Annotated in this window: 10 protein-coding genes and 1 other RNA gene; 9 read left to right on the forward strand and 2 right to left on the reverse strand. The window is 70.2% G+C overall.

Features of this window, described 5'->3' with window-relative positions:
• Positions 1-21: 21 nt before the first annotated feature.
• The 3 genes from OG905_RS24960 to ssrA all read left to right on the forward strand — a co-directional run bounded on the left by OG905_RS24960 (position 22) and on the right by ssrA (position 2,143).
• Positions 22-1,170, forward strand: a complete 1,149-nt coding sequence (locus OG905_RS24960; protein WP_328677320.1) for a S41 family peptidase — start codon at positions 22-24, stop codon at positions 1,168-1,170.
• Between the two features lie 18 nt (positions 1,171-1,188).
• Positions 1,189-1,668, forward strand: a complete 480-nt coding sequence (smpB, locus tag OG905_RS24965; protein ID WP_142217424.1) for an SsrA-binding protein SmpB — start codon at positions 1,189-1,191, stop codon at positions 1,666-1,668.
• 90 nt (positions 1,669-1,758) lie between these two features.
• Positions 1,759-2,143: a transfer-messenger RNA gene (gene ssrA, locus OG905_RS24970) on the forward strand.
• A gap of 63 nt (positions 2,144-2,206) precedes the next feature.
• Here the strand turns inward: ssrA and OG905_RS24975 are convergent.
• Together OG905_RS24975 and OG905_RS24980 are read right to left on the reverse strand one after the other, a co-directional pair.
• Positions 2,207-2,632 (reverse strand): hypothetical protein, encoded by a 426-nt coding sequence (locus OG905_RS24975; RefSeq protein ID WP_328677322.1) that lies wholly within the window; start codon positions 2,630-2,632, stop codon positions 2,207-2,209.
• Between the two features lie 63 nt (positions 2,633-2,695).
• Positions 2,696-4,075, reverse strand: a complete 1,380-nt coding sequence (locus tag OG905_RS24980) for an MFS transporter (RefSeq protein ID WP_328677323.1) — start codon at positions 4,073-4,075, stop codon at positions 2,696-2,698.
• Between the two features lie 84 nt (positions 4,076-4,159).
• Between OG905_RS24980 and OG905_RS24985 the strand changes: the two genes are divergently transcribed.
• From OG905_RS24985 to OG905_RS25010, 6 genes are all read left to right on the forward strand, one after another.
• Positions 4,160-5,125, forward strand: coding sequence for a LysR family transcriptional regulator (locus OG905_RS24985; RefSeq protein ID WP_328677324.1), 966 nt, complete (start codon positions 4,160-4,162; stop codon positions 5,123-5,125).
• A 207-nt stretch (positions 5,126-5,332) separates the two neighbouring features.
• Complete coding sequence (locus OG905_RS24990) at positions 5,333-5,974, forward strand: hypothetical protein (RefSeq protein WP_328677325.1); 642 nt, start codon at positions 5,333-5,335, stop codon at positions 5,972-5,974.
• A gap of 72 nt (positions 5,975-6,046) precedes the next feature.
• Positions 6,047-8,170, forward strand: coding sequence for a bifunctional polysaccharide deacetylase/glycosyltransferase family 2 protein (locus OG905_RS24995; RefSeq protein WP_328682582.1), 2,124 nt, complete (start codon positions 6,047-6,049; stop codon positions 8,168-8,170).
• Entirely contained in the window at positions 8,167-9,369 is a 1,203-nt protein-coding gene (locus OG905_RS25000) for an acyltransferase family protein (protein ID WP_328677326.1), read from the forward strand. Before OG905_RS24995 ends, OG905_RS25000 begins: the two co-directional genes overlap by 4 nt.
• Positions 9,370-9,475: 106 nt before the next feature.
• Positions 9,476-10,816, forward strand: coding sequence for a nitrate/nitrite transporter (locus OG905_RS25005; protein ID WP_328677327.1), 1,341 nt, complete (start codon positions 9,476-9,478; stop codon positions 10,814-10,816).
• Positions 10,817-10,913: 97 nt separating this feature from the next.
• Positions 10,914-12,053, forward strand: coding sequence for a uroporphyrinogen-III synthase (locus OG905_RS25010; RefSeq protein ID WP_328677328.1), 1,140 nt, complete (start codon positions 10,914-10,916; stop codon positions 12,051-12,053).
• Positions 12,054-12,126 lie beyond the last annotated feature (73 nt).

Raw genomic sequence — 12,126 nt, forward strand, 5'->3', positions numbered from 1 at the left:
GCTTGTCCTAGAGTGGGCGCCATGCCGGGCCCGGAGTTCTGCCCTCGGCCCCGCCGCATTCGCCGCGGGGCGGCCCTGACATTGGTCTTCGCAAGTGTTCTGGCCACCGCGGCAGCCACCAACTCCCTGCCGCACGACGGCGAGAACGGGCCGCGCCTAGTCGCGAAATCGGCCGCGGCGACCGTCGACGACGTCGCCCGTGCCGCCGCCGAGGCGATCGCCGACGGCAAGTCCGGCACCGACGCTGCCGAGGCGGCCGTCAGCCGCAGCGGGGACCGCTGGGGCGCGGTCTACGACAAGAACGAGTACGAGGAGTTCAAGCAGGCCCTCGACGGCGAGTACACCGGCGTCGGCCTCACGGCCAGGCGCGCGGTCGGCGGGCAGGTCGAGGTCGCCGAGGTCCAGCCCGGCGGCCCCGCCTCCAAGGCGGACATCAGGGCCGGTGATCTGCTGCGTACGATCGACGGCCTCCCGGTCGCCGAGCGCCCCGTCACCGAGGTGGTGGCACTGCTGCGCGGCGGCGATCGCACCAGCGTCGTCCTCGGCCTCCAGCGGGGCGGCCGTGCGTGGACCGAGAAACTGGTGCGCACCACGCTGAGCACCCGGGCCGTCACCGTCCAGCATCTCCGCGGCGGGGCGGTGATGATCAAGGTCGCCTCCTTCACCAAGGGTTCGGGCGCCCGGGTGCGCGAGGCGGTCCAGGGAGCCCCCGCGGGCGTCGGCGTCCTGCTGGATCTGCGGGGCAACGCCGGAGGACTGGTCGCCGAGGCCGTCAGTGCCGCCTCCGCCTTCCTCGACGGCGGTCTCGTCGCCACGTACGACATAAGGGGCGAACAGCGTGCCCTGTACGCGACTCCTGGGGGCGACACCACCAGACCCGTCGTCGCCTTGGTCGACAGCGGCACGATGAGCGCGGCCGAGCTGGTCACCGGGGCGCTGCAGGACCGCGGCAGGGCGATCACGGTCGGCTCGCGCACCTTCGGCAAGGGCTCGGTCCAGATGCCCAGCCGCCTGCCCGACGGCTCGGTCGCCGAGCTGACCGTCGGCCACTACCGCACTCCGGCCGGTCACAGCGTCGACGGGCGCGGCATCACCCCGGACCTCGCCGCGAGCGAGAGGGCCGAGGATCGGGCCCAGACGGTATTGAGTGGCCTCGGGGGCGGGTCTTAGTGCGAAAATGACCGCACTATGGCTAAGGAAAAAGGGCGCAAGCTGATCGCGCAGAACAAGAAGGCGCGGCACGACTACACCATCCTCGACACCTACGAGTGCGGTCTCGTGCTGACAGGTACCGAGGTGAAGTCGCTGCGCCAGGGGCGGGCCTCGCTGGTGGACGGCTTCGTCCAGATCGACGCCCACGAGGCGTGGCTGCACAACGTGCACGTCCCGGAGTACACGCAGGGCACGTGGACCAACCACAGCGCGCGGCGCAAGCGGAAGCTGCTGATGCACCGCGCCGAGATCGACAAGCTCGAGTCGAAGTCGCAGGAGACCGGCCACACCATCGTGCCGCTGGTGCTCTACTTCAAGGACGGCCGGGCGAAGGTCGAGATCGCGCTGGCGAAGGGCAAGAAGGAGTACGACAAGCGGCAGACGCTGCGCGAGAAGCAGGACCGGCGCGAGACGGACCGGGCCATCTCGGCAGCGAAGAAGCGCCAGCGAGCCTGATCGGCAGGAATAGGCTGGCACCGTCGTGCGTTGGTCACGTACGATGGCACCTGCACCTCACAGCGGGTGCGTGTTTTGAAAAATCAACATGGGGATGATCGGTTTCGACAGCGGATGTCGAAGCAGGGGAAGCGAGCCGAGGAAGCGGCAATGATCTCGTTAACCATATGTCGCAACCAATAATCGCCACTTCCAAGAGCGATTCCCGCGCCTTCGCGCTCGCTGCCTAATTAGCAGCTAGCGAAGGCCTTCGGGTGTCAGCCCGGGGCTGTTCCCGACCCGGATCCTGGCATCAGCTAGGGAACTAAACCTCTAAGCCCGGTCACGGGGCGTAGAGGGAAATCAAACAGTGACTGAGCCCGTCGGAGACTCGTCCGCGAGATCTCCGGGGCTGAGAAAATCGAAGCGGACTGCGCTCGGAGAAGCCCTGATTCTGCACCGTTGGACGCGGGTTCGATTCCCGCCATCTCCACTCATCCCATGCGTCAAAGGCCCGGCTGCTACGGCAGACCGGGCCTTCGTCGTGTTGTGCCGCAGGTCAGACCGCCGGCTGGTGTCCGGGGGCCACCATGCCGAGCAGCTGGTCCATCTCGGCGCGCCAGATGCGGTGCACATTCATCCGGGTCGGCTGCGGCTGGCCGGGCAGCTGGAAGCGGAACGAGCTCCAGATGGTGTTGCGCTGGATCTCACCAACCATTCCGGTGACCTCGGCAGGCGTCAGCGCGAAGGCGATCCCCTGCGGACGGTTGCTCATCCGGGCCGCCTTGTGAATGACCACGGCCTGCTCGGTCACCGTGATGAAGTAGTACGTCAGAAACGCCTGGCCTATCAGGCCGAGCATGCTCATCAGCCAGACACTCGGGCCGGCGATCGCCTGGATGGTGACGATCGGCCGGTCGGCCGGGTTGGCCTGTGCGATGGCGGCAGCCACCTGCTGCTGGATGGTTGCCTTCTTGATGGCCATGGGGCCCCTCCACTGAGCGGAACATATGCCCCCGCTTCGGGGGCGGTGCAGCGTATCGCCCCGTCATCGTCGGGATCCGCCCCGGGGCTCGGTACCGTTCGGTCCGCCCCGCCCCGCCGCGGCCAGCAGCAGTGCGGTCGCCGCCGCCGCGACGGGCACCAGATATCCGTACGCCGTGTTCGTGTGCTCCACGGTCCAGCCGCCCGTCGCCGAACCGGCCGCTATGCCGCCGAGCAGCGCGGTGACCGCGAGCGTCATGCCCTCGTTCAACTGGCTCTCGGGCGTGAGGCGTTGGACCACTGTCATCCCCGTGACCATCGTCGGCGCCGTGGCCATGCCCGCTGCAAGGAGGGCGACGGCGACGGCCGGAAGCGAACCCGTGATGGCGGCCAGCAGGGGCAGCGACATCAGGACTGTCATCGCCGCGAGGCAGATCAACAGGCGGCGGGCAAGGCCCCGGGCGGGGCGGAACCTGCCGTACGCCAGGCCCGCCACGCACGAACCCGCGGCCTGGAGCGCGAGCACCGCACCCGCGGCGCTCGCCTGCCCCCGGTCGTCCGCGAAAGCGATCGTGACGACCTCCATCGAGCCGAAGACCGCGCCCGTCGCGAGGAAGACCGCGAGCAGCGGGGCCATGCCCGGCGTACGCAGCGGAGAGCGGGTCCGCGCCGGGCGGGCGGCGACCGGCGGCTCGGTGGCGCGCTGGGCGGCGAAGACCAGTACGCCGGTGAGCAGCAGGATCACGCCCGTCAAAGTGCCCGCCTCCGGGAACAGCGCGGAGCACAGGAACGCGGCGAGCACCGGGCCGAGCATGAAGCACAGCTCGTCGGCGGCCTGCTCGAAGGAGTTCGCGGTGTGCAGCGCGGCCGGGTCGCCGCGGTGCAGATGGGCCCAGCGGGCGCGGGACATGCCGCCGGTGTTGGGGGTGGTGGCGGTCGCGGCGTATGCGGCGAACAGGGTCCAGTCGGGTGCGTCGAGGCGTACGCACAGCAGCAGGGCGAGCGAACCGAGCACGGCGAGCGCGGTGGCGGGCACCGCGACCCGGGCCTGCCCGTGCCGGTCCACGAGCCGCGCGGTCCACGGCGCGACCAGCGCGGTCGCGGCGAGGCCGGTCGCGGTGACGGCTCCGGCGAGGGCGTACGAGCCGCGGGCTCCGGCGATCATGATGACGGCGCTGACGCTGAACATGCCCATGGGGAGGCGGGCCAGGAGGTTGCCGGCGGTGAAGGCGGCGGCGCCGGGCGGCGCGAAGAGCCGACGGTAGGGGGTGGGGTGGGGTGCCCTGCGGGGCAGTTCCCCTACCCGCCCCTGCCCGAGTCGGGGCTGCGCCCCGAACCCCGCACGCGCTTCGCGCGTGTCCTCAAACGCCGGACGGGCTGGAAAATCCAGCCCCGCCGGGGCGGAGCCACGGTCGGAGGGATCGGAGTCGGCGGGATGCGGCATGCCGCTACCCTCCCGGCGCGCGGCGTCCGTCGTCCAACACCTGCTCAGGCCCCATTGACACACCCCCGTTGTAAATTCGACCGCGTGCCCCGAGACCTCGACCCCCGCCTCCTTCGTGCCTTCGTCGCCGTCGCCGACGAGCTGCACTTCACCCGTGCCGCCGCCCGGCTGTATGTCGCCCAGCAGGCCCTCAGCCGTGACATACGGCGGCTGGAGCGCGAGTTGGGTGCCGAGCTCTTCGTACGGACCACCCGGCAGGTGACGCTCACCGGCGACGGCGAGCGGCTGCTGCCGTACGCGCGCGGGGTGCTCCAGGCGCAGGACGAGCTGCTCACGGCCGCGTCGGGAGCCTCGCGGCCGTTGCTCGTCGACCTCAACACCGAGGGGATGGCATCGGGCCGGGTGCTGGCCCGGGCTCGGGAACTCGCCCCGGACTGTGAGCTGATGGCCCGCTTCCAGAGCGGTCTCACCGGCGCCGCCGCCGAGATCGTCGCCGGGCGGCTCGATGTCTCCTTCGGGCGCCTTGCCGGCCTGGAACCCGCCGTGCGGGCGCTGCTGTCCCATCAGCCCGTGCGGTTCGAGCCGATGGCCGTCCTGCTGCCGCAGGACCACCCGCTCGCCGGGCGGGAGCGGATCCCGTTGAACGCGCTCGCGGGCGAGACCGTATATGCCGGTGCGGGCAATCCGGCGACCCTGGAGTGGACGGATCTGGCCCGGCGGCTCTTCGCCGGGCGCGGGATCACGATCGCGCCGCCCGCGCCTGTGGCGATCGGCTTCGAGGAGTTCCGGCGGGTGATGGCGAAGACGCGTACCCCGGTTCTGGCGGTGGTGGATTTTCCGGCCATGCCCGACACCGTGCTGCGCCCGATCGTCGATCCCGTACCGCTGTCGCCGGTCTCGATGGTGTGGCGAAAAGGGATCGGTCACCCCGGGGTGGACGCGCTGCGGGCAGCAGCCGCCGATCTGGCTGGGCAGGAGGGGTGGCTGGAACGGGATACCAACGCATGGTTGCCTGAAGGTGATATGTCGCTGATGAGTGACAACAACTGACACAAGAGCACGAGATGCCACCGGCGTGCGCTACATTCTGGGTCCGGGTGAGTGTGGTAGAGGGTGCGCAGGTTGGGTGGGGACCCAGTCCAGCAGTGTCCGGGCAGTCGTGCGCACACTTGATTTCAGCCAGTGGGGGATGTGCGTACAGCAGTGGAAAATTGGCAAGAAGATGCCCGTATCAGTCATACGCATGAGCCGAACGAGGTGACGATCCAGCTGGACGGCCTTGGCCGAATACTGGGGGATCTGCCGGCCGGGACTTCGGGGTATGCCGGTTCTGCCGTCCAAGATGCCTCCGACGGGCCGGTCTTCGTCGACGAGAGCGGCCGCCGCAGCAAGAAGTTCCGCCGACTCGGCTGGGTCCTGGCCATCGCCTGCGCCTGCTACGCCGTGACGCTCGTCGTCGCCCTCGTCGGCGGCAACTCCACCGCGCCCCTGCTGCCCGGGCTCGGCCAGGGCGACAAGGAGCAGACCGACAAGGTCGAGATACAGCCCGCCCCCAGCGACAGCACATCCGCACAGGTCCCGCCCGGCGGCGTACCCGGCGCGCCCGCCCCCACCGACTCCACCGGCGCCGTACTGCCCCAGCCCTCCGGCTCCGCGTCGAGCGGCGCCGCCGGCGGGCTCCCGGCCGGACCGGGCCCCGGCACCTCCGGTTCCGCGATTCCCCAGCCCTCCGGCAAGGGAGGGCCCGCTCCGGGCGGGGCATCCGCGTCCGCCACGCCGGGCGGCGGCGGAAGCTCACCCGGGCCCGGGCCGGACTCCAGTCCTCCGGTGCCCACCCCGTCCGATCCGGGACCGTCGACGAATCCCACCGATCCACCCGTGCAAGAAGGCGCGCTCTAAATGACACTCCCCGACAGCAGGGGCCCGCGGCAGCGGCGCCGGGCCCGGCGCGTCGTACGGCGCAGAATGCCCATGCGCTATCTCCTGCCCGTCCTCATCCTGGTCGCCCTGCTCGCGATGCTGATGCTGCGCGGCTATGTGCACAGCGAGATCCTGGCCGACCACCGCGTACGGCCGCCCGCCCCGACCGACCAGGTTCCCGAAGAGATGCTCAAGGGCGGACCGGTCATCGACGCGCGCGACAAGGCGGCGCCCAAGGCGCTGAGCATCCCCGACCGCAGACTGGTGCTGACCTTCGACGACGGCCCGGACCCCGTCTGGACGCCGAAGGTCCTGGACCAGCTGAAGCAGTACGACGCGCACGCCGTCTTCTTCGTCACCGGCACCATGTCCTCGCGCAACCCCGAGCTGGTGGAACGGATGGTCCGCGAGGGCCACGAGGTCGGACTGCACACCTTCAACCACCCCGACCTCTCCTACCAGTCCACCGCGCGCATCGACTGGGAGCTCTCGCAGAACCAGCTGGCGCTCGCGGGCGCGGCCGGCATCCACACCTCGCTGTTCCGCCCGCCGTACTCCTCCTTCTCCGACGCTCTGGACAACAAGTCCTGGCCGGTCACCCAGTACATCGGCAGCCGCGGCTACATCACCGCCTTCAACAACACCGACTCCGAGGACTGGAAGCGCCCCGGAGTCGACGCGATCATCAAGCAGGCCACCCCCAAGGGCACCAGCGGCTCGATCGTGCTGATGCACGACTCCGGCGGCGACCGCTCGCAGACCGTCGCGGCCCTCGGCCGCTTCCTGCCGCAGATGAAGGAGCGGGGCTACCGCTTCACCAACCTCACCGAGGCGCTCGACGCGCCCAGTGCCCACACCAAGGTCACCGGCCCCGAGCTGTGGAAGGGCAGGGCCTTCGTCTCCGCGGTCGCCTTCTCCGAGAACACCACCGAGGTCCTGGTCGTCGGTCTGGCCGTGATCGGCGTGCTCGTCATCGCGCGCTTCGGGCTGATGCTGATCCTCTCCTTCGTGCACGCCCGCAAGGTGCGAAGGCGCGGCTTCAGCTGGGGCCGGCCGGTCACCCGCCCGGTGTCCGTGCTGGTCCCCGCGTACAACGAACGCGAATGCATAGCCAACACGGTCCGCTCGCTGACGGCGAGCGACCACCCCATCGAGGTCATCGTCATCGACGACGGCTCCACGGACGGCACCGCCGACATCGTCGAGGCGCTGTGGCTGCCGGGCGTCCGCGTCGTACGCCAGCCCAACTCCGGAAAGCCCGCGGCCCTCAACAACGGCATCAGGAACGCCCGCTACGACATCGTCGTGATGATGGACGGCGACACCGTCTTCGAGCCGTCCACCGTGCGCGAGCTGGTCCAGCCCTTCGGCGACGTGCGCGTCGGCGCGGTCGCGGGCAATGCCAAGGTCGGCAACCGCGACAGCCTGATAGGTGCCTGGCAGCACATCGAGTACGTCATGGGCTTCAACCTCGACCGCCGCATGTACGACCTGCTGGGCTGCATGCCCACCATCCCCGGCGCGGTCGGCGCCTTCCGCCGCCAGGCCCTGGACCGCGTCGGCGGCATGAGCGAGGACACCCTCGCCGAGGACACCGACATCACCATGGCCATCCACCGCGACGGCTGGCGCGTCGTCTACGCCGAGCGGGCCCGTGCCTGGACCGAGGCCCCCGAGACCGTGCAGCAGCTGTGGTCGCAGCGCTACCGCTGGTCGTACGGCACGATGCAGGCCATCTGGAAGCACAGGGGTGCCCTCGTGGAGCGCGGCCCCTCGGGCCGCTTCGGCCGCGTGGGTCTGCCGCTGGTCTCCCTCTTCATGGTGCTCGCCCCGCTGCTGGCCCCGCTGATCGACGTCTTCCTGCTGTACGGACTGGTCTTCGGCCCCACCCAGAAGACGATCGCCGCCTGGCTGGGCGTCCTCGCCGTCCAGGCCGTGTGCGCCGCGTACGCCTTCCGGCTGGACCGCGAGCGCATGCTCCCTCTGATCTCACTGCCGCTCCAGCAGCTCTTGTACCGGCAGTTGATGTACGTCGTGCTGCTGCAGTCCTGGATCACGGCACTGACCGGCGGCCGGCTGCGCTGGCAGAAGCTGCGGCGTACGGGAGCGGTGGAGGCGCCCGGCGCCATACCCAGCCCGCGGCGCAGCAATGAGGACCGGAGGCCGGTCGCGTGAGCCACACGTCCACCGCCGCCGCGGCGCCGGACCTCGAGCCCGCCGCGCCTGCCGCCCGGCCGGGCCGCGACCGCTATCTCGACCTGCTGCGCTCCGTCGCCCTGGTCCGTGTCGTCGTCTACCACATATTCGGCTGGGCCTGGCTGACGATCCTGTTCCCCTCCATGGGCGTGATGTTCGCGCTCGCGGGCTCGCTGATGGCGCGTTCGCTGTCGCGGCCCGCGCTCGGGGTGATCCGCGGCCGTATCCGCAGGCTGCTCCCGCCGCTGTGGGCGTTCAGCGCCGTCATGCTCGTCATGCTCTTCGTGGCTGGCTGGAAGCCGGTCAAGGAGGAGGGGCTGTGGTGGTTCGTCAGGCTGTTCTGCTACATCGTCCCGGTCGGCGCCCCCGAATTCCCCTGGAGCATCGGTAGCAAGGCCGGTCTGCTGGAGGACACCTGGGCGGTCCAGGCGGTGGGTCCGCTCTGGTATCTGCGCACCTACCTCTGGTTCGTCATCGCCTCGCCGCTGCTGCTCCGGGCCTTTCGCCGGCTGCCCTGGGTGACGCTGCTCGCGCCGCTCGGTCTCACCGCGATCGTCGGCACCGGCCTGGTGAAGATCCCCGGCGAGAGTGGCAATGCCGTTTCCGACTTCGCGGTCTTCGGTTCCTGCTGGGTGCTCGGCTTCGCCCACCACGAGGGCCTGCTGAAACAGATTCCCCGCTATGTCGTGATGTCCTGTTCCACTCTGCTGATGGCCTTCGGCCTGTGGTGGGCCTCGGGCCACCAGACCGTGGACGGCTGGGACCTCAACGACATCCCGCTGGCCCAGGCCACCTGGTCGCTGGGCTTCGTGGTGATCCTGCTGCAGTACTCCCCGTCCTGGCAGGAGCTGCCCGGAAAGCTCGCCCGCTTCGACAAGTACGTCACGCTGTCCAACAACCGCGCGGTGACGATCTACCTCTGGCACAACACCCTGATCATGGCCACGATCCCCGTGCTGGACCTGCTGTGGGAGATCCCCTTCGTGGACGCGCACCTCGGCAGCACCCTTGAGGCGACGTACACGATCCTGATGTTCCTCGTGGTCTGGCCGCTGATCGGGATGATGATCGTGGCCGTGGGCTGGATCGAGGACCTGGCGGCCAAGCGCCGTCCGCGTCTGTGGCCCAACGGCAGCAGGAAGGCCCGGCAGACGGAGAGCGGCTCACACCGGCGCTGAGGGCCGGGTGAGAGCAAGGTTTCGCCCCGGTCACCTCGCGCCACCGGGGCCGAAACGAGCCATCCATAACGTCCCCTTCACACCCCGAGGACCGTGGAGGCACGTGATGGCTGGCCGGTGGATCGAACAGTGGGACCCCGAGGACGAGACGTTCTGGCAGGCGAAGGGCGAGCGGATCGCCCGGCGCAATCTGGCCTTCTCGATTCTCTCCGAACACATCGGGTTCTCGATCTGGACCCTGTGGTCCGTCATGGTCCTGTTCATGGGACCGGAGTACGGAATCGACCCGGCCGGGAAGTTCTTCCTGGTGGCCATGGCCACGCTGGTGGGGGCCTTCATCCGGGTCCCGTACACCTTCGCCGTCGCCCGCTTCGGCGGCCGTAACTGGACCATCGTCGCCGCGTCGATGCTGCTCCTGCCGACGGTCGCCGCCTTCGTGGTGATGGAGCCGGGGACCTCGTACACGACCTTCATGCTGGTCGCGATGCTCACGGGCGTCGGCGGCGGTAACTTCGCCTCCTCCATGACCAACATCAACTCCTTCTTCCCGCTGCGGAAGAAGGGCTGGGCGCTCGGACTGAACGCGGGCGGCGGCAACATCGGAGTGCCCGTCGTACAGCTGGTCGGGCTCGCCGTCATCGGGGCGTCCGGCGGACCGCGCATGCTGCTCGGGATCTACATCCCGTTCATCGCCGTCTCCGCGATCTGCGCCGCGCTCTTCATGGACAACCTCGCCCCGGTCAAGAACGACACCGGCGCATCGAAGGAAGCCGTCAAGGACCCGCACACGTGGATCATGTCCTTCCTCTACATCGGCACCTTCGGATCCTTCATCGGCTACAGCTTCGCCTTCGGTCTGGTGCTGCAGACACAGTTCGGGCGTACGCCGCTGCAGGCCGCGTCCATCACCTTCATCGGCCCGCTCCTCGGCTCGCTGATCCGCCCCGTAGGCGGCTGGCTCGCCGACCGCTACGGCGGCGCACGCATCACCCTGTGGAACTTCCTCGGCATGGGCCTGGCCACCGGAGCCGTCGTGGCCGCCTCCGTCGAGAAGTCGCTGGCGCTGTTCACCACCGCCTTCATCGTGCTCTTCGTACTGACCGGGGTCGGCAACGGCTCCACGTACAAGATGATCCCGGGCATCTTCCAGGCCAAGGCGGTCGCGAAGGGCATGTCCGGCGAGGCGGCCGCCGCCTACGGGCGCAGGCTCTCCGGCGCTTCCATGGGATTGATCGGCGCGGTGGGCGCGCTCGGCGGGCTCGGCATCAACCTCGCCTTCCGCCAGTCCTTCCTGACCGCGGGCACCGGCACCTCCGCCTTCGTCGCCTTCCTCGTCTTCTACGCGGCCTGTTTCACCGTGACCTGGGCGGTATACGTTCGCCGGCCCGCCGTCGCCGCGCAGCCCGTCGCGGAGGCGAAGCCCCAGCTCAGCTACGCAGAGGTGTAACACCAGCGAAATCCCGGCGAACCGAGCCTGTCACGCCCTGTTGGCAGGCTCGGTCGTCCCATCCGCACGTCTGGGGAACCACGTCTGGGGACGCCATATGCAAGACCATCAGCACGGGCCGCTCGCCGGCTTCACCGTCGGCGTCACCGCCGCACGGCGCGCGGACGAACTCGGTGCGCTCCTTCGCCGCCGCGGGGCAAGCGTCCTGCACGCCCCCGCCCTGCGCATCGTCCCGCTCGCCGACGACGCCGAACTCCTCGCAGCCACCCAGGAACTGATCGACCACGCACCCGATGTGGTCGTCGCCACCACCGCCATCGGATTCCGTGGCTGGGTGGAGGCCGCCGACGGCTGGGGACACGGCGAAAAGCTCCTGGAACGGCTGCGCGGTGTCGAGCTGCTGGCCCGCGGGCCGAAGGTCAAGGGCGCGATCCGTGCCGCCGGGCTCACCGAGGAGTGGTCCCCGGCCTCCGAGTCCATGGCCGAGGTCCTCGACCGGCTGCTCGCCGAGGGTGTCGCGGGCCGCCGGATCGCGCTCCAGCTGCACGGCGAGCCGCTGCCCGGATTCGTCGAGTCGCTACGGGCCGCGGGCGCCGATGTCGTCGTCGTGCCCGTCTACCGGTGGATGGCCCCGGAGGACCTCGGGCCCGTCGACCGGCTCCTGGACGCGACCGTCGCACGCGCCCTGGACGCCCTCGCCTTCACCAGCGCCCCCGCCGCCGCCTCGCTGCTCTCCCGCGCCGAGACCCGCGGACTGCTCCCCGAGCTGCTGCACGCCCTGGACCACGATGTGCTGGCCGCCTGCGTGGGGCCGGTCACCGCGCTGCCGCTGCAGGCCCACGGCGTCTCCACGGTGCAGCCGGAGCGCTTCCGGCTCGGCCCGCTGGTGCAGCTGATAGGCCTGGAGCTGCCCGCCCGGGCCCGTACGCTCCCGGTCGCGGGCCGCCGCGTCGAGATCCGCGGCCATGCCGTCCTGGTCGACGAGGACCTGCGGCCCGTGCCGCCCGCCGGGATGGCCCTGCTGCGCGCCCTGTCCCGGCGCCCCGGCTGGGTCGTCTCCCGCTCCGACCTGCTGGGCGTCCTGCCGGGCGCCGGGCGGGACGAGCACGCCGTCGAGACGGCCATGGCCCGGCTGCGTACGGCGCTCGGTGCGCCCAAGATCATCCAGACCGTCGTCAAGCGGGGTTACCGGCTGGCCCTGGACCCGGCCGCCGACACCAAGTACGCGGACGCCTGACGCGCGCGGCGGTGGGCGGCGTGTTCTTCATGGCCTCGACGTAGGCCCGGTCGATGCAACCTGACGGGGGGTC

This window comes from Streptomyces sp. NBC_00322 (assembly GCF_036147535.1).
GTDB lineage: Bacteria > Actinomycetota > Actinomycetes > Streptomycetales > Streptomycetaceae > Streptomyces.